This is a genomic window from Streptomyces sp. NRRL F-4489 (assembly GCF_001509485.1).
In the GTDB taxonomy this organism is placed as follows: Bacteria; Actinomycetota; Actinomycetes; order Streptomycetales; family Streptomycetaceae; genus Streptomyces.
The window spans coordinates 1-19,749 of sequence record NZ_LLZI01000266.1 but is presented as its reverse complement, the minus strand read 5'-3'; the positions used below and the strand labels follow the sequence as shown (position 1 = coordinate 19,749).

The window sequence follows — 19,749 nt, the reverse complement described above, 5'->3', positions numbered from 1 at the left end:
CGCCCCGTTCAGCGGCGCGCCCGGCGCGCCTCCCGTACGCGGCGCAGACGGTTGACCGTCACCGGGTCGTGCTCCAGCGCCCGGGGGTCGTCGAGGAGGGCGTTGAGGAGCTGGTAGTAGCGGGTCGGGGAGATGCCGAGCTGTTCGCGGATGGCGCGCTCCTTGGCGCCGGGGCCGGGCCAGGAGCGGCGTTCGACGGCGAGCACCGCCTCGTCGCGGGCGGAGAGGCCCGGGCCGGTGCCGCCGCCGGGGTCGCCGCCGGTGCCGTCCGTCATCGCGCTCCGCCGTCCCTCGTCACGTTGTCCACGCCGTCACGTTTTCCACGATAAGCCCACCGCCGGGGCCGCTACTCGGCGGCGTTGTCGGCGGTGTCCGCCATGTTCTGGATGTCGGTCAGGGTCGCGGAGGGGTTGCCGCGCGGGCCGACCGCGGCGCCCATCCGGGCCTTGATGGTCTTGGAGACCATCGGCCAGGACGTCTTGTCGGACGGGTAGAACGCGGCGTCGGGGAGCTGTTCGAGGAAGCCGTGGAGCTTGCTGAAGCGGTTGTCGGCGAGCATCGCCTGGGAGGCGGAGGTGGTGACCGGGAGGAGGTTGTAGTCGGCGGAGAACTTCAGGACGTTCTTCTTGCTGTAGACGAAGTCCAGGAATTTGCCGATCTCGGTGCGGTGGCCGTTCTGCTTGAAGGCCATCATCCAGTCGGCGACGCCCATGGTGGCCTTGGCCTTGCCGTTGGTGCCGGGGAGTTCGACGGTGCCGTAGTCGATGCCCTTGTCCTCGGCGCGCTTCATCAGGGTGGGGTGGCCGTTGAGCATGCCGACGTCGCCGGCGGTGAAGGCGGCGAAGGCGTCCTCGCGGTTGAGCTTGGCGGGGTCGGTGCCGGTGAGGCCCTTGCCGACGAGGTTCTTCTGCAGCCACTCGAACGTTTTCACGTTCTCGGGCGAGTTGATGGTGTATTTGCCGATCTGGTCGGTGTAACCGCCGCCTCCGGCGAGCATCCACTCCAGCGTCTCGGCCTGGGTCTCCTCCGGGCCGAGCGGCAGCGCGAAGGGGATCTTCACACCGTGGGCCTTCAGCGCCTGGGCGTCGCTGACGATGTCGTTCCAGTTCTGCGGCGGGGTGGTGATGCCGGCCTGGGAGAAGAGCTTCTTGTTGTAGAAGAGCCGCCGGGTGCTGGCGCCGAAGGGCATGCCGTACTGGCGCCGCTGGTATTCGCCGGCCTCCGCGAGGGACGGCTCGAAGTCGGCCTGGACGGGGATGGAGAGCAGGTCGTCGGCGCTGTAGAGCTTGCCGTGCGCGGCGTAGTCGGCGTACGCGCCGATCTGCGCCATGTCGGGGGCCTTGCCGGCCTTGACGAGGTCCTCGACCTTCTTGTCGACGTCGGTCCAGCTGTAGACCTTGACGTCGACCTTGATGCCGGGGTTGCTCTCCTCGAAGTCGTGCACCACGCCGTCCCAGTAGTGCCGGGAGCTGTTGGCCTCGCTGCTGTCGCCGTAGTCGGCGGCGACCAGGGTCAGGGTGACGCCGCTGCCGGCGCCACCGCCGCAGCCGGTAAGAGTCAGTGTCATGGTCGCGGCGAGTCCCGCCGCCGCCAGGCTCACGTACCGCCGTCGCACCGCTATTACCGCCCCTTTGTGCTGATGTTCCCGAAAATTCCGTGCTTGCGGGTCTTCCCTCCGCCGTCGTGGGGATCGCCCTCGAATCGGCGGGGAACAGCGAGTCTCCCCATTGTCCCCCACAAGGTCTACACCACCCCCTATTCATATTCCGTATCGGCCTGCCCCTTGCGCAGGTCAGGGGCGGTGTGCCAGGGAGCGCGGCGGCGGCTACCGGCGCGTACGGGCTGCCCGGATCCGGGCAGGAGGGCCGCCGGGGCGGCGCGTGGTGAGCGGCACGGTGAGTGGACTAGACCTTTATCGGCGGATCGCGCGACACTGTTCCCCGTGAGACACGTCATCGCCCTTGATGTGGGCGGCACCGGCATGAAGGCCGCCCTCGCCGGGGCGGACGGCACCCTGCTGCACGAGGCCCGGCGCCCCACCGGCCGCGAACGCGGCCCGGAGGCCGTGGTCGCCTCGATCCTCGGCTTCGCCGCCGAGCTGCGCGATCTGGGCCGCGAGCGGTTCGGCACCACCGCGTCGGCCGCCGGCGTCGCCGTCCCCGGCATCGTCGACGAGGCCGCCGGCACCGCCGTCTACGCCGCCAACCTCGGCTGGCGCGACGTCCCGCTGCGGTCCCTGCTCTCCGAACGCCTCGGCGGCGTGCCGGTCGCGCTCGGCCACGACGTCCGGGCCGGCGGCCTGGCCGAGGGCCGGATCGGCGCCGGCCGGGACGCCGACCGCTTCCTCTTCGTCCCGCTCGGGACGGGCATCGCCGGCGCGATCGGCATCGGCGGCCGGATCGAGGCGGGCGCGCACGGCGGCGCCGGCGAGATCGGCCACATCACCGTCCGGCCCGGCGGCCGGGAGTGCGGCTGCGGCCGGCGCGGCTGCCTGGAGACGCTGGCCTCGGCCGCCGCGGTGGGCCGCGACTGGGCCGCCGCCTGCGGCGACCCGGAGGCCGGCGCCGACGGGTGCGCCGCGGCCGTACGGGCCGGCGACACGCGCGCCCGGGAGGTCTGGCAGCACGCCGTGGACGCGCTCGCGGACGGCCTGGTCACGGGGCTGACGCTGCTGGACCCGCGGACGGTCATCATCGGCGGCGGGCTCGCCGAGGCCGGCGACACGCTGTTCGTCCCGCTGCGGGAGGCGGTCGCCCGGCGCGTCACCTTCCAGCGGCTCCCCTCGATCGTCCCGGCGGCCCTCGGGGACGCCGCCGGCTGCCTGGGCGCGGGACTGCTCGCCTGGGATCTTCTCGCAACGGAGGTAACCGCCTGATGGCACACCAACAGTCCGCGGGACGGGCCCCGGAGGGCGGGCGCACCGTGCTGGCCGGTGCCCGGGTCGCCCGCCCCTCCGGCGTCGCCGACGGCGCCCGGATCACCGTCGAGGGCACCCGCATCGCCGCGGTGGCCGGCCGGGACGAGGACCGCGCGGCGGCGCCCGGCCCCGGGGACGGCGCGGCGCACGTCACCGACCTGACCGGCTATCTGGTCGTCCCCGGCTTCGTCGACATGCACGTCCACGGCGGGGGCGGCGGCTCGTTCTCCTCCGCCGACCCCGAGGAGTGCCTGACCGCCATCGCCACCCACCGCCGGCACGGCACCACCTCGATGGCGGCCTCCACCGTCACCGGTGAACTGGACGACCTGGCGCGGCAGGCCGCCGTCCTGGCGGAGCTGGTGCAGCAGGGCGAGCTGGCCGGGATCCACTTCGAGGGCCCGTTCATCTCCCCACACCGCTGCGGCGCCCACCAGCCGGAGCTGCTGCGCGACCCGGACCCGGCCGACGTCCGCCGCCTGGTCGGCGCCGCCCGCGGCACCGCCGTGATGATGACCCTCGCCCCCGAGCTGCCCGGCGGCCTGGAGTCCGTACGGCTGCTCGCCGACGCCGGGGTGATCGCCGCGATCGGCCACACCGACTCCGGCTACGACGCCACCCGGCAGGCCATCGACGCCGGCGCCACCGTCGCCACCCACCTCTTCAACGCCATGCCCGGGCTCGGCCACCGCGCCCCCGGGCCGGTCGCCGCGCTCCTGGAGGACGAGCGGATCACCGTCGAGCTGATCAACGACGGGACCCATCTGCACCCCGCCGCGCTCCAGTTGGCGTTCCGCGAGGCGGGCGCCGGCCGGGTCGCGTTCATCACCGACGCGATGGGCGCGGCCGGGATGAGCGACGGGATGTATCCGCTCGGCCCGATGCGGGTCGAGGTCAAGGACGGCGTCGCCCGGATCAGCGACGGCCCCACCGCCGGCTCCATCGCCGGGTCCACGCTCACCCTGGACCGTGCCTTCCGCCGGGCCGTCACCGTCGACGGGCTCACCGTCGAGCAGGCCGTACGGGCGCTGTCCGCCAACCCCGCCCGCCTGCTGGGCATCGACGGCCGCACCGGCTCCCTGGAGCCCGGCAAGGACGCCGACCTGGTGGTGCTGGACGACCGCTACGAGGTCGCCGGCGTGATGCGGCGGGGCGCCTGGGTGGTGCGCCCGCCGGGCGTCTGACCGCTCCCGGCCCGCCCCGGGCCCGGCTGCCGCACCGGCGGCCGGGACCCCGGGGGCCTAGGGGGCCGAACGACCCGGGTCTGGGCCTACGGCCGTCCGCGATGGCATGATCGCTCGCGCACTTGTCCGTATGCCACCGCGGAACGCGGTGCCGTCACCCACGGCCGTCCGGCCGGCCTCCTCCTGGAGGGGAGACCATGATCCTCACGGTCACGCTGAACGCCGCCCTGGACCTCACCTACCGCGTCCCCCGGCTCCACCCGCACGCCACCAACCGCGTCACCGAGGCCACCGAACGCCCCGGCGGCAAGGGCCTGAACGTCGCCCGGGTGCTGGCCGCGCTCGGCCACCGCACCGTCGCCACCGGCTTCGCGGGCGGCGGCACCGGCGAGGCGCTGCGCGCCCTGCTCGCCCAGGAGAGCGCGGTCACCGACGCGCTGGTCCCGGTCGGCGGCGCCACCCGCCGCACGGTCGCCGTCGTGGACACCACCACCGGCGACACCACCCAGCTCAACGAACCGGGCCCGACCGTCTCCCCCGCCGAATGGGACGCGTTCCTGGCCACCTACCGCGAACTGCTGCCCGGCGCCGAGGCCGTGGCGCTCTGCGGCAGCCTGCCGCCGGGCGTGCCGGTCGACGTCTACGCCCGGCTGACCCGCGCCGCCCGCGCGGCCGGCGTCCCGGTCCTGCTCGACACCAGCGGCGAACCGCTGCGCCGCGGCCTGGCCGCCCGCCCCGACCTCGCCAAGCCCAACGCCGGGGAGCTCGCCGCGCTGACCGGCTCCACCGAGCCGCTGCGCGCCGCCCGGGACGCCCGCCGCCGCGGCGCGCACGCGGTCGCCGCCTCGCTCGGCCCGGACGGGATACTCGCGGTCACCGCGGACGGCGCCTGGCAGGCCGCCCCGCCGCGCCGCTTCGCCGGCAACCCCACCGGCGCCGGCGACTCCGCGGTGGCCGGCCTGCTCTCCGGACTCGTCGAGGGCCTCCCCTGGCCCGACCGGCTGCGCCGCGCGGTGGCCCTGTCCGCCGCGACCGTACGCGCCCCGGCCGCCGGCGAGTTCGACCCCGCGGTCTACGAGGACCTGCTGCCGCGCGTGACGGTCACGGACCGGCCGGGGGCGTAGCCGCGGGCCGGTCTCAGGGGGTTTCCGCTCGCGTCAGGAGCGGGCGAGCCACACCTGGTCGAGGTTGACCTCGCACTGGTTGCCGCTCTCGCAGGACAGCTTGATGGTGTTGGTGCCCTTGTTGAGCTGGACGTACGACCAGGACTTCGTCCAGCCCTTGTCCCAGGCGCCCTCGGGGGCGTGTGCGAAGTTGTGCAGGCTTATCGGCCGGGACAGCGCCTGGCCGTTGATGTTCAGCGTGAGGTTGGCGTCCTTGCCGGGCACGCCGTAGCCGACCCAGAGCTTGTACTGGCCGGCGGCCTCGACGTCCAGGGTCCAGGTGGCCGAGGCGCCGGGCGTGGTCATGCCGGTGACGTAGGAGCCGCTGGCGGTGCGGGCGCCGGGGATGTCGGTGGCGGTGATCGCGCCGCCGTCCAGGCGCAGCGCGCCCGCGTCGTCCTTGGGGAGGGCGCCCGGGGTGGGCTTGGTGGAGGGCTTGCCGCTGGGCTTGACCGAGTCGGCGGGCGCCGGGCCCGGCTTCTGCGCGGTGCCGCCCTTGTCGCCGTCGCTGTTGGTCAGCATGGCCGCGCCGATGCCTATGCAGACCACCGCGACCACCGCGACCGCGCCGATCAGCAGGCCGTTGCGGCTCTTGCGGGGCGCGGGGGCCGCGGGCACCGGGCGGGCGCGGTCGCCGGCGGGGCCGCCGGGCAGCGTCTCGGGGGCGGCGTAATGCGGGTTCTGGCGGCCGTACTGGGGGGCGGCCGGCGGGGTGCCGTACTGCCGCTGGCCGACCGTGCGCACCTGGTTGTAGGAGGTCCGCGGCACGCCCGGCTGCCGCGCCGTGCCGGCACCCGTCCCGCCCTCGCCGCCCTCCGAGCGGTAGAGGTGGGCGAAGGGGTCGTCGTTCTCCGGCGTGTCGGCGCCGTTGTTGCCGGCCGTCATTCCGTGTCACTCCCAAGCGGTCTCTCGCGCCTGTGCGCGTCCGTACACGTGCGCGGGGCTTCGCGCGGGCTTCCGGGGCCGCCGCGCCGCATCGGCGCAGCCTACCCCCTCGGGACCGGGCCACGCCGGTCCCCGGTCCTCACAAGATCACTACGACCCGGTGAACCGGCCGTGCCCAGGCAGGACACGGCCGGTGTGAGATACGCGGCACCGGGCCGGCGCCCGTGCCGGGGCCGGTGCGGGGGCCGTGCCGGGGGCCGGGGGCCGCCTCAGCCGGCCGCCCGCCGGCCCGCCTTCGACCGCCGCTTCTCGACGTACATCCGCTGGTCGGCGGATTCCAGGACCTCCTCGGCGGTCATCCCGCAGCTCGCCCAGCCGATGCCGAAGCTGGCGCCGACCCGGACGGCCCGGCCCTCCACCCGGATCGGCGGGATGATCGCGTTCCGCAGCCGGACCGCGAGGTCCTCGGCGTCAGCGGTGCCGAGCCCGTCGGCGAGCACCACGAACTCGTCGCCGCCGAGCCGGGCGACGGTGTCCCCGTCGCGGACGCCGCTGGTCAGCCGGCGGGCGACCTCGATCAGCACCGCGTCGCCGGTGTTGTGCCCGAAGCGGTCGTTGATCGACTTGAAGCCGTCCAGGTCGCAGAAGAGCACCGCGAGCCCCTTGGCGCCGTCGTCCTCCGCGCCGTCGCCGGGCGCGGAGAGGTGGACGTGGTGGTCGAACGGCAGGGCGCCCAGCGGCACCGGCCGGGGCGGCTCGCCCTCGAAGCCGTCGAGCCCGTCGAACGGCTCCGGGCCCTGCCCCGTCCGCGGGTCGGTGCCCGAGGAGGCGTAGGCGTCGGCGAGCGCGCTCGGCGGGCGCGAGCACAGCCGGGCGGAGAGCCGGGCCCGCAGCTCGGCGCTGTTCGGCAGCCCCGTCAGCGAGTCGTGGCTGGCCCGGTGCGCGAGCTGGAGCTCGTGCCGCTTGCGCTCCTCGATGTCCTCGACGTGGGTGAGCAGGAAGCGGGGGCCGTCGGCGGTGTCGGCGACGACGGAGTTGCGCAGCGACACCCACACGTACGAGCCGTCCCGGCGCAGGAGCCGCAGCTCGGCCCGGCCGCCCTCGGCGGAGGTGCGCAGCAGCGTGCCGATGTCGTCGGGGTGGCAGATGTCGGAGAACGACAGCCGGCGCATCGCGGAGGCCGGGCGGCCCAGCAGCCGGCACAGCGCGTCGTTGGTGCGCAGCAGCCGCCCGTGCTGGTCGCCGCCCATCTCGGCGACGGCCATCCCGCTCGGCGCGTACTCGAACGCCTGCCGGAAGCTCTCCTCGCTGGCCCGCAGCGCCTGCTGCTCGCGCTCCAGGCGGACCAGGGCGCGCTGCATGTTGGCGCGCAGCCGGGCGTTGCTGATCGCGATGGCGGACTGGAACGCGTACATCTGCAGCGCCTCCTGCCCCCAGGGGCCGGGGCGGCGCCCGTTGCGCGGGCGGTCCACGGAGAGCACGCCGAGGAGTTCACCGCTGCCGTTGGCGGCGGTGTACATCGGCGCGAAGAGGCGGTCCATCGGATGCCACTCGTCGGGGAAGCGCGGCGCCGGCCCGGCGGTGTGCCACTGCGGGACGTCGTCGTCGTCCAGCACCCAGCCCTCGGTGTACGGGATGAAGCACAGCTCGCCCCAGCGCTCCCCCATGGACAGCCGCCGCTCCCAGGAGGCGCGCGAGCCCACCCGCCCGGCCATCAGCGCCTCCGCGCCCGCGCTCCCGGCCACCGCGGCGACCACGAGATCGCCGTCCGGCCGTACGAGGTTGACCGCGGCGAGCTCGTAGCCGAGCCCGACGATCGCCCCGTCGGCGACGGACTGCAGGGTGTCCGCAAGGCTGCGGGCGGTGTTCAGTTCGGCGACCACTTGGTGCAGCTGCCGCAGGGTCGCAAGACGGACATAGGGCTCCGACTCGGTCTCCATCGCTCGCTCTCCCTGAGACCTCGACAGCAACTCCACCGATTTCTTTGTCGTCCGATTCCACGCTCACTGAATCACAGTGAGCTGTTCACTCGGTACACAGGGTCAACAATTACCGGCCCATGTGACTCAAGTCACAATCTGTCACGGGTCGTTACGGATCGCCGACCGGTGCTGTGACCAGGCGCGCGGACGGCGTCCGGCGGGCGTCCGAAAACTTCCGGAAAGCAAATTCCGGATGAAGGGCGGGGGTGCGCCGACCACCGGGGGGCCATGCGTGGCGGCAACCTCGTCCCTCGGACCTAGGGCGCGGGTGGTCCCGGGGCCCGATGCGCGGCCGGGCGGGGCGGCGTTAGCGTTCATGGCGTGTTCACGAAGACTCCTGCCACCGCTCCGGCCGCCGGCTCCGCCGCCACCGCACCCACCGTCGCCCTCGCCGCCGTGCCGGGCGACGGGCCGATCGCGCATGCTGTCGGTGTGAGTGACGACGAGTTCCGCGCCGCCCTGTCCCGCCTCGCCGCCGGAGTGGTGCTGGTCACCGCCCACGATCCGGACGCCGGAGCGCGCGGTGAGGACGTCGGCATGACGGCCACCGCCTTCCTCTCGGTGTCGCTCGATCCGCCGCTGGTGATGGTGAGCGTTCGCAACGACTCGCGGATGGACGACCTGCTGGCGCAGCAGCCGCTGTGGGCCGTTTCGGTACTGGCGGAGCGCCAACGGCACGTAGCGGGACGATTCGCGATGAAGGGGCGCATCAGCGACCGACTACTCTTCCAGGACATTCCATCCGTACGGGGCGAAGCGTCCGGGGCGCCGCTCATCGGCGGGGCGCTGGCGGCGCTGGAGTGCCGCACCGAGCAGCGGGTGGTGGCGGGCGACCACACCCTCGTCATCGGCCGCGTCCTGGCCTCCGCCACGGCGGACGAGGACGAGGGGCCGCTGATGTACTTCCGGGGGAAGTACCGGCATTTGGGGTAGGGCGTGCGGGTGGGCTGGGGCCTGAGGGTGGGCTGGGGGGGCGGGGTTCCAGGGGGTGGAGCGGTGCGGGGGTGGCCGGGACGCGTGTCCGGGACGGCGCGCGGCCGGTTGGCGCCCGCCGGTCAGGTCCAATCGCGGCCGGTGCGGCCCCGCTTGGTCTCGCCGCGCTGCTTCTTCTCGCGCAGCCGGCGCTCGTTGATACCGCGCGGGATCCGGGTCTTGCGGCGCGGTTTGGGCGGCGGCGCGGTGGCCTCGGCGAGCAGCGCGGCCAGCCGTACGGCGGCGGTCTCGCGGTTGCGCCACTGGGAGCGGTGGTCGGAGGCCCGTACCGTCAGCACACCGTCGGTCAGCCGGCCCGCCAGCCGTTCGAGCGCCCGCTCCCGCCACACCGGGGGCAGCGCGTTCGTCGCCGCCAGGTCGAAGCGCAACTCGACCTGGCTGTCGCTGGTGTTGACGTGCTGGCCGCCCGGGCCGGAGGAGCGGGAGAACCGCCAGACCAGCTCGGCCTCCGGCAGGACGACCGCACCGCGGATGACATAGGGCCCGGACATGCCCCCATGATCCCGCGCCGCCGGCCGCCCGTCACCTCGGTTTTCCCGGCGGTGGCCGGCCGGCGCCTTCGGACCGGGGCGGCGGCGCCCGGGCGGCCGGGGCCGGGGCGACCGGCGCCCACCTCCGGCCCCCGCATCAGGATTGGGCAAAGAAAGTAAAGCGAGGGGGAACCACCCGGTCACTCCGAGGCGTTGAAGCGGATGACGGCGGCTCCGCTCCCGGGCGCGCCCGCCGCACCTCCGGTATCACCGCATCACCGACGCGAAGAGGAAAGGGACATCCCATGGCTGTAAGCCTGTCCAAGGGCGGCAACGTCTCGCTCACCAAGGAGGCGCCGGGCCTGACCGCCGTCACGGTCGGCCTCGGCTGGGACGTCCGCACGACCACGGGCACGGACTTCGACCTCGACGCCAGCGCCATCGCGGTCAACGCCTCCGGCAAGGTCCACTCCGACCAGCACTTCATCTTCTTCAACAACAAGTCGACGCCGGACCAGACCATCGTCCACACCGGTGACAACACCACCGGCCAGGGCGAGGGCGACGACGAGTCCATCAACGTCAACCTCGGCGCCCTGCCGGCCGAGATCGAGAAGATCGTCTTCCCGGTCTCCATCTACGACGCCGAGAACCGCGGCCAGAATTTCGGCCAGGTGCGGAACGCCTTCATCCGCATCATCAACCAAGCCGGCGGCGCCGAGATCGCGCGCTACGACCTCAGCGAGGACGCCGCCACCGAGACCGCCATGGTCTTCGGTGAGCTGTACCGCAACGGCGCGGAGTGGAAGTTCCGCGCCGTGGGCCAGGGTTACGCCTCCGGCCTGCGCGGCATCGCCCAGGACTTCGGCGTCAACGTCTGACCGACGCCCGGCCCGCCCGGGCCACCCCGCCCACCGGCGCCTGACGAAGGCCGGCTCCCCACCCCGGGGGGCCGGCCTTCGGCGTTCGTACGTACGGGGGTCGGCGCGGGCGAGGGGTGTGCGCGGACGCCCCGTGGCGTACGGGGCCACGGCGCCCGGCCCGCGTACGCGGTCAGGCCGCCGCGTTGCCGTGCCCGGCCGCGCCCGGGGGCGCCTCCGGCGGGGCGGCCAGCGCGGCCACCTCGTCCAGGGACAGCCCGAGCGTCCCGGCGAGCGCGGCGACCGTGAAGAACGCCGGTGTCGGCGCCCGCCCGGTCTCGATCTTCCGCAGCGTCTCGGCGGAGAGGCCGGCCGCCGCGGCGACCTCGACCATGCTCCGCTCGCCGCGCGCCGCCCGCAGCAGCGCGCCCAGCCGCTCACCGCGTTCGCGTTCCCAAGGGGTCAGTGGAGTCCGCACCATGCCCGTGATACTAATACCGGTAAACAAATACCGGTAAACAAATACCGGCAAGGCGGCGCCAACGAGGCGGGCCGCGTACTGGGGAGGAAGACCGATGGTGGAGATCAAGACCGACGCGTCGCTGGACGCGATGCGGGTGGCCGGCCGGGTGGTAGCGGACGCGCTGGCGGCCGTACGGGCCGCGGCCGCGCCGGGCGTGCGCCTGCTGGACCTGGACGAGGTGGCCCGCGCCGTCCTGCGCGAGGCCGGCGCCACCTCGCCCTTCCTCGGCTACCGCCCCTCCTTCGCCCCCACCCCCTTCCCCGCGGTGCTCTGCGTGTCCGTCAACGACGCGATCGTGCACGGCGTCCCGGACGGCTACCGGCTGCGCGACGGCGACCTGGTCAGCATCGACTGCGGCGCGATCGTGGACGGCTGGGCCGGGGACGCGGCCACCAGCTTCACCGTGGGCACCGAACGGCCCGCGGACCGGCGGCTGCTGGAGACCACCCGGCGGGCCCTGGAGGCGGGCATCGCGGCGGCCGTGGTCGGCGCCCGGATGGGCGATGTCTCCCACGCCATCGGCAGCATCGGCCGCGCGGCCGGCTACGGCATCCCCGAGGACTTCGGCGGGCACGGCATCGGCCGGTCCATGCACGAGGACCCGGCGGTCCCCAACGACGGCCGCCCGGGCCGCGGTTACGTACTGCGCCACGGCCTGGTCATCGCCATCGAGCCGATGTTCATCGCCGGCGGCACCGGCCACTACACCACCGCGCCCGACGGCTGGACCCTGCGCGCCCTCGACGGCAGCCGCGCCGCCCACTTCGAACACACCGTCGCGATCACGGACGAGGGGCCGCGGGTGCTGACGCTGCCGTAGCCGGGCGGGGGCGGGGCTTCCGCCCGCCCCGGCCGCCCACCCCCGCCAGGACATCAGCGCGTCAGTACATCAGCGCGTCACAGCGCCCGGAGGTCGATCGCCCCGGCCATCGCGCGGTACCCCGCGTCGTTCGGGTGCAGATGGTCACCGGCGTCGTACATGGCCGCCAGCCGGTCCCGGTCGGCGGGGTCGGCCAGCGCCCGGTCCAGATCGACCACCCCGTCGAACTCGCCGGAGGTGCGTATCCAGCGGTTGAGCGCGTCCCGCTTGGCCTCGCCGCGCTCGCTGTAATACTCCGCGCCCTTGAACGGCGTCAGCGTCGCGCCGATGACCTTGATCCCCTTGCGGTGCGCCTGACGTATCAACTCCCGCTGTGCGCCTATCAGTTGGTCCACCGTGACGTTCGGCGAGGGCTTGCCCGGCGCCCCGTCCTTCCCCTCACTCATCCCGATGTCATTGATGCCCTCCAGCACGATGACGGTGCCGACCCCCGGCTCGTTCAGCACGTCCTTGGGGAAGCGGGCCACCGCCTTCTCGCCGAACTCGTCGGTGCTCTTGGTCAGTTGGTTGCCCGAGATGCCCTCGTTCAGCACGCTGCGCGGGCGGCCCGCGGCGGCGAACCGCTCGGCCAGGACGTCCGGATAGCGGCGATTGGCCCCCGGGGTCGAGCCGAAGCCATCGGTGATGGAGTCCCCGAACGCCGCCACGCCGTCCCGCCGCGCGCCCGGCCCGCCGGCCACCTCCACCCCCGAGAGGTAGTACCAGGACTGCGAGGTCTCGGTGAACGCCGCCGCGCCGGTATCGGCCCGGTGGTCGCCGGCCGCGCGGTAGCTCGTGGCGAACGCCGTCCCGTGGAAGGTGGCCGGCCCGGTCGGCGCGTCGAAGTACAGCGTGACCGTGACCGACTCCAGGGCCCGCAGCTTCAGCCCCACACCGTCACTGAGCAGCTCACCGCCGGCCGGTATCGTCGCGGACTTCCCGTGTCCGAAGGTCAGTTGGCGCACCGAGCCGGGCTGGAGCGCCGCGCCCCGGCCGCCGCGCGCGAGGGTGGCGCCGGCCACCTTCAGCGGCGCGGTGCCGTAGCGGTTGGACAGCTTGATACGGGCCTGCGTGCCGCCCGTGCTGATCCGGACGACCTGGCGGACGGTCTGCCGGGCGAAGCCCGCCGTCGACCAGTTCGGCCCGAACACGTCGGTCGGCCGCTGCGGCGCCGCGGCCCAGCCACCGCGCCACCGCTCCCGCCCCTGCGCGGCTCCCGCGGGCCCCGCGCCCACCGCCCGCCCGGCCGCGTACGCCGCACCGGCCGCGTACGCCCCGCCGGGCGCTCCCGCGCCCTCCGGCGTCACCGGCAGGACCGGCAGCGCCACCAGCGCGACCGCCGGCACCAGCGCGAGCCCCGAACGTCTCCCCAGCGAACCAGACATGATCACTACCCCTCCCTCCGGCCGCCGGACGCCTTACGCCGCCCGCCGGCCGATATCCGTCAGCCGACCCCCGCCGGCCGCTGCCCACCGGCCTCCGCCCTCGGCTTCGGCCGCCGTCCGTTCCGTACCGCGGCGGCCCGGCCCATCACGCCACCACCGCGCTGCGGACCACCCTGCCGCGGACCACCGTGCCGCAGACCACCGTGCTCGGGAAGACCGCGCTCCGTTCCACCGTGTCCCGCACGACCGCGTTCCGCACGCCGTGGCGCGTCCGCCGGCCGCCCGGGGCGGCAGCACCCCCGCCCGCGGGCCGTCCGGGCCCTCCGCCGCGCCGGTGCGCCACCGCGCGTGACACCATCAAGACGTGATCGACCTCGGCTATTCCCTCTCCCGCCGCTTCCCGGACCCTCCGCAGACCGACTACCGGACCGCGGACGTGCGCACCCTGCGCCACGACCTCTTCTGCGGCGACGTCTACCTCGCGGACACCGAGAGCGACCGGGAGCTGTCCACGGCCTGGGGATGGGTGCCGGTGCTCGACTTCGCCTGGGCGCTCTGCGACATCGTCGAGCAGCTCGACACCGACCCCCGCGGCAGCCGCTCCGCCCGCCCCGTCCACGCCGAGCTGGACTTCACCGAGTCCAGCGACCGGATGCTCTTCGAGCGGCGCTTCGGCTGGGTCGATATCACCGCCGACTGGATGCCGGTCGAGGAACCCCCGCTGAACTTCAACCACGCCGCGCTGCGCCGCGAGGCCCGCGACTTCCTGCACGATCTGATCGCCGACCTCGCCGATATGCACGAGGGCCTCGCCGACAACCCCGCCATCTGGGCCCTCCAGGCCCGCTTCCCCCGCATCTGAGAACCCCTCCCCCTGCTCCCGCCTCACTCCACCCGTACGCCCACCTGGGCGGCGAACGCCGGTGCCAGGTCCATGAGTTGGGCCGTACTGATCACCGCGCCGCCCAGGCGGTCGATCCCGCGCGCGATGTCCAGCGAGGCCGCGCCGCGCAGATCGACGTCCCGCATCCGCGCCGCGGAGAAGTCCACCCGCGCCAGCGTGCAGTCGTCGAAGGACACCCGCTCCAGCTCCGCGCCGCCGAAGTCCGCCTCGACCAGCACGCACCCCTCGAACGCGACGTCCCGCAGCCTGGCCCGGCGCAGATTGGCGAAGTCGATCTTCCCGCCGCGCACCACCACCCGCTCCAGCACCGCGCCGTGCAGCTGTGTCCCGCCGAGCCGGGCGTCCGCCATCTCCACATCCCGCAGCGACGCCTGCGACAGGTCCGTACCGACCCCGCGCACGCCGCTGAGCACGCTGTCGATGATCCGCGCCCGGCTCAGCACCGTCTCGTCCAGCGCGCACCGCCGCAGCGCGCAGTCCATGAACCGGGCGCCCCGCGCCGACTGGCCCGCCCAGTCCGCCTCGGTGAACTCCAGCCCGTCGTAGTCCCCTTCGGGCTCCAGCCCGCCGCCGTCGTAGCCGTGCAGCTCCGGCAGCCGCACCCGCGGCCGCCGCACCGCCCGCACCGTCTCCTCGCCACGCCCTGCCACACCCACCACCTCCATCCGTCCGTCCGAACGACCGCCGATCGGCCGACCGCCGCCGGCCGGCCGACTCGCCGTTCCCGCCGCACACCCCATGCTGCACCACCCCACTGACAATCGCCCTGACCTGCGGAAACGCCGTCCGGGCGGCGCCGCGGCGGCCGAGGCGGGGCAGGCCCGGGCGGCGCCGCGGTGGGCAGGCCCGGGCAGTGCACGGCGTGCCCGCGCGGGGCAGGCCCGCTCACCGCCACCCCACGCCAGTTGACCTCAACCCAAGTTGAGGTACGAGAGTGGCGGCAGTTGACCGCTCCACCGGCGCGGCGGCCCCGTGTTACCGGCGGCCGCCCGCCCTCCCCCAGAGGAGGCGCCTCCGCCATGCGCGCAATACGGCTGCACACCTTCGGTCCCGCCGGGAACCTCGTCCCCGAGACCCTCGACGATCCGGAACCGGGCCCGGGCGAGGTCCGGATCGCCGTGGCCGCCGCAGGAGTCCACCTCCTCGACACCGCGCTCCGCGAGGGCATGGCGGGCGGCCCGCTGCCGCTGCCGGACCTCCCGACCGTGCCGGGCCGGGAGGTCGCCGGCACGGTCGACGCGGTCGGCGAGGGCACCGACCCGGACTGGCTCGGCCGCCGCGTCGTCGCCCACCTGGGCGCGGCCCCGGGCGGCTACGCCGAACTGGCCGTCACCGCCGTCGAGCGGCTGCACACCATCCCGGACGGTCTGGATCCGGCCGAGGCCGTCGCCATGATCGGCACCGGCCGCACCACCATGGGCGTACTGCTCGCCGCCCACCTGACTCCCGACGACATCGCGATCATCCCGGCCGCCGCCGGCGGCATCGGCTCCCTGCTCGTCCAGCACGCCAGGAACACCGGCACCACCGCCATCGGCCTGGCCGGCGGCCCGGCCAAGGTGGCCCGGGTCCGCGATCTGGGCGCCGACCTCGCCCTGGACTACACCGAGGACGGCTGGCCGGAGCGCGTCCGCCGCTTCCTGGACGAGCGCGGCGCCCCCGGCGCCACCGTGGTCTTCGACTCGGTCGGCGGCGAACCGGGGCGCGCGGCCGTGGACCTGCTCGCCCGGGGCGGCCGCCACCTGGTCCTCGGCTGGTCGTCGGGTGGGCTGCTCACCGGCGGCCCGCTGACGTTCGGCGAGGGTGAACTGGCCGAGCGCGGCATCACCTCGGAATCCGTCATCGGCCCGCCGATGCTGGCCCGCGTCGGCGGTATCAACCCCCTCCGCACCCTGGAGACCGCCGCGCTCACCGAGGCCGCCGCCGGGCGCCTGGTGCCCACCGTCCAGCGCTTCCCGCTGGCCGACGCCGCGGCCGCCCACCGCGCCCTGGAGACCCGCGCCACCATGGGCAAGGTCGTCCTGATCCCCTGAACCCCCGCCCCCTGAACGACCGTTCCCCGGGGCGCCGCCCGTACTGCCCGGCGCCCCGGCCACCGGCCGGGCTGGGCCGACCGCCCTCGGGGCCCGGCCCAGGAGCCAGCGCCCCGGCCACCGACCCCTGGGCGAGCCGCCCGGCCCCGCCCCCTACGACACCACCGCCAGCTCCCGCCCCGTACGGTTCAGCCGCCGGCCGCCGTCCTCCGTGCACACCACGATGTCCTCGATGCGCACCCCGAACCGCCCCGGCAGGTAGATCCCCGGCTCGATCGAGAAGCACATCCCCGGCACCAGGGGCAGATGCTCGCCCTCCACCATGTACGGCGGCTCGTGCGTGGTGACCCCGATACCGTGCCCGGTCCGGTGGATGAAGTACTCCCCGTACCCCGCCGACGTGATCACCCGGCGGGCCACCCGGTCGATGTCCTGGCACGCGGCACCGGGCCGCACCGCCTCGAACGCCGCCTGCTGGGCCTCCCGCACGACCTCGTGGACCGTCCGCTCCTCCGCGCCCGGCTTCCCGACGTGCGCGGTCCGGGTGGTGTCCGACCCGTAGCCGTCCTTGAGGCCGCCGAAGTCCAGCACCACCATGTCGCCGTCCTCGATGACCCGTTCACCCGCCTCGTGGTGCGGGTTGGCCCCGTTGGGCCCCGACCCGACGACCGTGAAGTCCACCTGGCTGTGCCCGTGCTCGCGCAGCAGCCGGGCCAGGTCCGCCGCGATATCGCACTCCCGCCGCCCGGCGAAGGGCACCCCCAGGATGTCCTGGTACGCCGCGTCCGCGGCCGCTCCCGCCGCCGCCAGCCGCTCCACCTCGTAGGCGTCCTTGACGGCCCGCAGCATCGGCAGCACCTCCGTCAGCGCCCCGTAGCGGCCCTGCGGGACCGACCGCTGCACCCCGAGCAGGTGCAGCGCCCACATCCCGTCCGACACCCCGTAGCGCCCCTGCGGCGCCAGCCACGCGCCCAACTCGGCGCACGGGTCCGACCCGTCGGCCCACGCGACGACCTCCAGCGCCGCGGCCCCCGGGGCGCGCACCGCGTCCGGCCGCTCCAGTACGGGCACCAGCAGCCGGCCCGGGCGCCCCGGCTCGATCACCAGCGCGGTCAGCCGCTCGGTGACGGCCGTCGGCCGGTACCCGCACAGCCACACCAGGTCCGGCCCCGGTGTCACGATCAGCCCGGCCAGCCCGGCTTCCGCGGCGGCCGCCCCGGCCCGCGCCATCCGCCGCTCGTAGTCGTCCCGCGTCATCTCAGTCACCATGCCGCGAATCTACGCCGCGCCCCAGGCTTCGCGGGGTCACAACCCGCGCCCGGTAGGACCCGCCCACCCGGCCTACGGGCCACACCCCACGTCCTCGTAGGAGCCGCGCCCCCTCGCTTACGGGCCGTGCCCCCGCGCCCGTTGGGCCGCTACCCCGCCCCCACCCCCAGGAAGCGCAGCACCGCCAGCACCCGCCGGTGGTCGCCCTCCGCCTGGGGCAGGTCCAGCTTGGCCAGGATGCTGTTGATGTGCTTGGCCACCGCGCTCTCGCTGACCACCAGCTGGCCGGCGATCCCGGCGTTGGACCGCCCCTCGGCCATCAGCGCCAGCACCTCCCGCTCCCGCTCCGTCAGCCGCTCCAGCGGGTCGCTCGGGCGCCGCACCAGCAGCTGCGCCACCACCTGCGGGTCCAGGGCCGTGCCCCCGGAGGCGACCCGGCGCAGCGCCTCGATGAACTCCTCGACGTCCGCGACCCGTTGCTTGAGGAGATAGCCGACGCCGCTGGTGTTCGCGGCCAGCAGCTCGGCGGCGTAGCGCTCCTCGACGTACTGGGAGAGCAGCAGGACGGCGGTGTCCGGCCACTGCTGCCGGATGACCAGCGCGGCCCGTACGCCCTCGTCGGTGAAGCCGGGCGGCATCCGGACGTCGACCACGGCGATGTCCGGGCGGTGCTCGGCCACCGCCCGCAGCAGCCCCTCCGCGTCCCCGCTCTCCGCCACCACCTCGAAGCCGGCGGTCTCCAGGACCTTCCCCACCCCGATCCGCAGCAGCAGGGAATCCTCAGCGATCACAGCGCGCTTGGCAGCGTGCACGGCAGCTCCACGGTGACGACGGTCGGGCCCCCTGGGGGGCTGTCGAGGGCGAGGGTGCCGTCCACCGAGGCCACGCGCTGCGCGAGCCCGGTCAGCCCGGTCCCCCCGGAGGGGTCGGCCCCTCCCCTGCCATCATCGGTGACGCGCACCCGCAGCGTGTCACCGGTACGCACGGCCACCACCTCGGCCCGGTTGGCGCGGGCGTGCTTGGTGACGTTGGCCAGCGCCTCGGAGACCACGAAGTACGCCACCGCCTCCACCGCCGGCGCGGCCCGTTCGGCCACGTCCACGGTGACCTGTACCGGGAGCGGCGCGCGGGCCGCGATCCCGGAGAGCGCCGCGTCCAGCCCCCGGTCATCCAGGACGTGCGGATGCAGGCCGCGTACCAGGTGGTTGAGCTCCTCCAGCGCCTCTTTGGCCTCGCGGTGCGCCTCGTCGATGACCGCCCGGGCCTCGGGCGGCAGATCGGTGAGGGTGGCCCGGGCCAGGCCCAGGCTGACCGCCAGGGACACCAGCCGCTGCTGGGCGCCGTCGTGCAGATCGCGTTCGATCCGGCGCCGCTCGGCGTCCGCGGCGGCCAGCGTCTCGGCCCGCCGCTCCGCCAGATCCTCCACCCGCCGCTCCAACTCGTCGGCCCGGCTCGGCCCCAGCAACCGCCGCGCGATCACCCCCTCCCACCGCACCAGCGCCCCCGTCAGCCGCGGCAGAAACGGCAGCACGACCAACCCGACCACCGCCAGCAGCCACCCGTCCACATTGGCCCACTGGGTGAACGCCCACTCCTGGGGAAACACCCAGTACCACCCGTAAAAGGTGATCCCCCCGACGCTGCCCGCCCACAGGGCCAGCACCACGGCCTCCACGGCACCCAGCACCGGCCCGGCCAACTGGTGGTATCCGAGCTGGCGCCAGTAGGCGCCGGTCCGCAACCGCCGCTTCACCCGCTCCAGTTCGTTGTCCCCCTCCACCGGCGGGACGCCGGGTATGACCACCCCCGCGTACGCAGCGAAGCGACGGCGCTGCAGCCACGTCACGGCCATCGCCCCCGCCCCCGCGACCGCCACCGGCACCACCGCCCCGCTGCGCGCGAACACGAACGTGAGCATGAACCACACCCACAGCAGAAAAGCCGCCCCGTGCAGCAGCACCCCGGTGGACAGGAACGCCAGCTGCGCGCGCGTACGGGCCAGGCGGCGCGGCCGCCCCTCGGTTCGGGTCATGCCAGAACGGTAAACACCCAGCTCACCCGCCGCCGTCCCACCACCTCCCGTAACGGGGGTGCACCTACCACCACCCCACCTCGGCAACCGCCACTACTGACGCGGCCCACCGGAATCAGGAGGCTTGATCTTGCCCCCGAGAGCCGGTTCACAAGCCCGAACGCCGGCCCCGCAAGCCCGCACCCGGGACGGCCCCCGCGGGCCGAACCGAGTCCGCCCCACAACCCCTGAAAGGACCCCTCCCCATGGCCCTCAACACCCTCAGCCCCTACCCCGGCACCGGGAGTTGC

Annotated in this window: 19 protein-coding genes; 8 read left to right on the top strand and 11 right to left on the bottom strand. The window is 74.5% G+C overall.

Annotation, left to right across the window (positions count from 1 at the left end; genetic code table 11):
• Window positions 1–8: 8 nt before the first annotated feature.
• Together ADL22_RS28415 and ADL22_RS28410 are read right to left on the bottom strand one after the other, a co-directional pair.
• On the bottom strand, window positions 9–275 hold the full coding sequence (locus tag ADL22_RS28415) for a DUF3263 domain-containing protein (RefSeq protein WP_066985977.1): 267 nt from the start codon (window positions 273–275) through the stop codon (window positions 9–11).
• A 71-nt stretch (window positions 276–346) separates the two neighbouring features.
• Window positions 347–1,567, bottom strand: coding sequence for an extracellular solute-binding protein (locus ADL22_RS28410; RefSeq protein ID WP_199836396.1), 1,221 nt, complete (start codon window positions 1,565–1,567; stop codon window positions 347–349).
• Window positions 1,568–1,942: 375 nt separating this feature from the next.
• Here ADL22_RS28410 and ADL22_RS28405 point away from each other — a divergent pair, with 375 nt between their 5' ends.
• The 3 genes from ADL22_RS28405 to ADL22_RS28395 all read left to right on the top strand — a co-directional run bounded on the left by ADL22_RS28405 (window position 1,943) and on the right by ADL22_RS28395 (window position 5,225).
• Window positions 1,943–2,875, top strand: coding sequence for an ROK family protein (locus ADL22_RS28405; protein ID WP_066985971.1), 933 nt, complete (start codon window positions 1,943–1,945; stop codon window positions 2,873–2,875).
• Window positions 2,875–4,101, top strand: a complete 1,227-nt coding sequence (gene nagA, locus ADL22_RS28400; protein ID WP_066985968.1) for an N-acetylglucosamine-6-phosphate deacetylase — start codon at window positions 2,875–2,877, stop codon at window positions 4,099–4,101. The genes ADL22_RS28405 and nagA overlap by 1 nt, the downstream gene beginning before the upstream one ends.
• A gap of 197 nt (window positions 4,102–4,298) precedes the next feature.
• Entirely contained in the window at window positions 4,299–5,225 is a 927-nt protein-coding gene (locus tag ADL22_RS28395; protein WP_066985964.1) for a 1-phosphofructokinase family hexose kinase, read from the top strand.
• A gap of 33 nt (window positions 5,226–5,258) precedes the next feature.
• On the opposite strand, the gene ADL22_RS28390 is transcribed toward ADL22_RS28395, so the two are convergent.
• Window positions 5,259–6,149 carry a carbohydrate-binding protein gene (locus ADL22_RS28390; protein WP_066985960.1) on the bottom strand — a complete coding sequence of 297 codons (891 nt, stop codon included), beginning with the start codon at window positions 6,147–6,149 and terminating at the stop codon, window positions 5,259–5,261.
• 269 nt (window positions 6,150–6,418) lie between these two features.
• Entirely contained in the window at window positions 6,419–8,089 is a 1,671-nt protein-coding gene (gene cdgB / locus ADL22_RS28385) for a diguanylate cyclase CdgB (RefSeq protein ID WP_066985957.1), read from the bottom strand.
• A gap of 363 nt (window positions 8,090–8,452) precedes the next feature.
• Between cdgB and ADL22_RS28380 the strand changes: the two genes are divergently transcribed.
• Window positions 8,453–9,064, top strand: coding sequence for a flavin reductase family protein (locus ADL22_RS28380; protein WP_234430884.1), 612 nt, complete (start codon window positions 8,453–8,455; stop codon window positions 9,062–9,064).
• 122 nt (window positions 9,065–9,186) lie between these two features.
• Here the strand turns inward: ADL22_RS28380 and arfB are convergent, their stop codons facing one another.
• Window positions 9,187–9,615, bottom strand: a complete 429-nt coding sequence (gene arfB, locus ADL22_RS28375; RefSeq protein WP_066985954.1) for an alternative ribosome rescue aminoacyl-tRNA hydrolase ArfB — start codon at window positions 9,613–9,615, stop codon at window positions 9,187–9,189.
• 284 nt (window positions 9,616–9,899) lie between these two features.
• On the opposite strand from arfB, the gene ADL22_RS28370 reads away from it, so the two are divergent.
• Window positions 9,900–10,475 carry a TerD family protein gene (locus tag ADL22_RS28370; protein ID WP_066985951.1) on the top strand — a complete coding sequence of 192 codons (576 nt, stop codon included), beginning with the start codon at window positions 9,900–9,902 and terminating at the stop codon, window positions 10,473–10,475.
• 172 nt (window positions 10,476–10,647) lie between these two features.
• On the opposite strand, the gene ADL22_RS28365 is transcribed toward ADL22_RS28370, so the two are convergent.
• Window positions 10,648–10,935: a helix-turn-helix domain-containing protein gene (locus ADL22_RS28365; protein WP_066985948.1), complete on the bottom strand. Its 288-nt coding sequence runs from the start codon at window positions 10,933–10,935 to the stop codon at window positions 10,648–10,650.
• A 94-nt stretch (window positions 10,936–11,029) separates the two neighbouring features.
• On the opposite strand from ADL22_RS28365, the gene map reads away from it, so the two are divergent.
• Complete coding sequence (gene map / locus ADL22_RS28360) at window positions 11,030–11,797, top strand: type I methionyl aminopeptidase (protein WP_066985945.1); 768 nt, start codon at window positions 11,030–11,032, stop codon at window positions 11,795–11,797.
• A gap of 77 nt (window positions 11,798–11,874) precedes the next feature.
• Here the strand turns inward: map and ADL22_RS28355 are convergent, their stop codons facing one another.
• Window positions 11,875–13,221: an SGNH/GDSL hydrolase family protein gene (locus ADL22_RS28355; RefSeq protein ID WP_066986004.1), complete on the bottom strand. Its 1,347-nt coding sequence runs from the start codon at window positions 13,219–13,221 to the stop codon at window positions 11,875–11,877.
• Between the two features lie 364 nt (window positions 13,222–13,585).
• Between ADL22_RS28355 and ADL22_RS28350 the strand changes: the two genes are divergently transcribed.
• Window positions 13,586–14,083 carry a hypothetical protein gene (locus ADL22_RS28350; protein ID WP_066985942.1) on the top strand — a complete coding sequence of 166 codons (498 nt, stop codon included), beginning with the start codon at window positions 13,586–13,588 and terminating at the stop codon, window positions 14,081–14,083.
• Window positions 14,084–14,106: 23 nt separating this feature from the next.
• On the opposite strand, the gene ADL22_RS28345 is transcribed toward ADL22_RS28350, so the two are convergent.
• A complete protein-coding gene (locus ADL22_RS28345; RefSeq protein ID WP_066986000.1) occupies window positions 14,107–14,751 on the bottom strand; it encodes a pentapeptide repeat-containing protein in 645 nt (214 codons plus the stop codon).
• A 393-nt stretch (window positions 14,752–15,144) separates the two neighbouring features.
• Here ADL22_RS28345 and ADL22_RS28340 point away from each other — a divergent pair, with 393 nt between their 5' ends.
• On the top strand, window positions 15,145–16,158 hold the full coding sequence (locus ADL22_RS28340) for a zinc-binding dehydrogenase (RefSeq protein ID WP_066985939.1): 1,014 nt from the start codon (window positions 15,145–15,147) through the stop codon (window positions 16,156–16,158).
• A gap of 153 nt (window positions 16,159–16,311) precedes the next feature.
• Here the strand turns inward: ADL22_RS28340 and ADL22_RS28335 are convergent, their stop codons facing one another.
• From ADL22_RS28335 to ADL22_RS28325, 3 genes are all read right to left on the bottom strand, one after another.
• Window positions 16,312–17,415, bottom strand: a complete 1,104-nt coding sequence (locus ADL22_RS28335; RefSeq protein WP_066985936.1) for an aminopeptidase P family protein — start codon at window positions 17,413–17,415, stop codon at window positions 16,312–16,314.
• A 161-nt stretch (window positions 17,416–17,576) separates the two neighbouring features.
• Window positions 17,577–18,218, bottom strand: a complete 642-nt coding sequence (locus ADL22_RS28330) for a response regulator transcription factor (RefSeq protein WP_066985933.1) — start codon at window positions 18,216–18,218, stop codon at window positions 17,577–17,579.
• A complete protein-coding gene (locus tag ADL22_RS28325; protein WP_066985930.1) occupies window positions 18,215–19,459 on the bottom strand; it encodes a sensor histidine kinase in 1,245 nt (414 codons plus the stop codon). Before ADL22_RS28325 ends, ADL22_RS28330 begins: the two co-directional genes overlap by 4 nt.
• Between the last annotated feature and the right edge of the window lie 290 nt (window positions 19,460–19,749).

What these genes read in the sequence shown, in the direction of transcription:
- ADL22_RS28415 (WP_066985977.1), bottom strand. Translation starts at nt 275, where the DNA reads ATGACGGACGGCACCGGCGGCGACCCCGGCGGCGGCACCGGCCCGGGC.
- ADL22_RS28410 (WP_199836396.1), bottom strand. Translation starts at nt 1,567, where the DNA reads ATGACACTGACTCTTACCGGCTGCGGCGGTGGCGCCGGCAGCGGCGTC.
- nagA (WP_066985968.1), top strand. Translation starts at nt 2,875, where the DNA reads ATGGCACACCAACAGTCCGCGGGACGGGCCCCGGAGGGCGGGCGCACC.
- ADL22_RS28395 (WP_066985964.1), top strand. Translation starts at nt 4,299, where the DNA reads ATGATCCTCACGGTCACGCTGAACGCCGCCCTGGACCTCACCTACCGC.
- ADL22_RS28390 (WP_066985960.1), bottom strand. Translation starts at nt 6,149, where the DNA reads ATGACGGCCGGCAACAACGGCGCCGACACGCCGGAGAACGACGACCCC.
- cdgB (WP_066985957.1), bottom strand. Translation starts at nt 8,089, where the DNA reads ATGGAGACCGAGTCGGAGCCCTATGTCCGTCTTGCGACCCTGCGGCAG.
- arfB (WP_066985954.1), bottom strand. Translation starts at nt 9,615, where the DNA reads ATGTCCGGGCCCTATGTCATCCGCGGTGCGGTCGTCCTGCCGGAGGCC.
- ADL22_RS28370 (WP_066985951.1), top strand. Translation starts at nt 9,900, where the DNA reads ATGGCTGTAAGCCTGTCCAAGGGCGGCAACGTCTCGCTCACCAAGGAG.
- ADL22_RS28365 (WP_066985948.1), bottom strand. Translation starts at nt 10,935, where the DNA reads ATGGTGCGGACTCCACTGACCCCTTGGGAACGCGAACGCGGTGAGCGG.
- map (WP_066985945.1), top strand. Translation starts at nt 11,030, where the DNA reads ATGGTGGAGATCAAGACCGACGCGTCGCTGGACGCGATGCGGGTGGCC.
- ADL22_RS28355 (WP_066986004.1), bottom strand. Translation starts at nt 13,221, where the DNA reads ATGTCTGGTTCGCTGGGGAGACGTTCGGGGCTCGCGCTGGTGCCGGCG.
- ADL22_RS28340 (WP_066985939.1), top strand. Translation starts at nt 15,145, where the DNA reads ATGCGCGCAATACGGCTGCACACCTTCGGTCCCGCCGGGAACCTCGTC.
- ADL22_RS28335 (WP_066985936.1), bottom strand. Translation starts at nt 17,415, where the DNA reads ATGACGCGGGACGACTACGAGCGGCGGATGGCGCGGGCCGGGGCGGCC.
- ADL22_RS28325 (WP_066985930.1), bottom strand. Translation starts at nt 19,459, where the DNA reads ATGACCCGAACCGAGGGGCGGCCGCGCCGCCTGGCCCGTACGCGCGCG.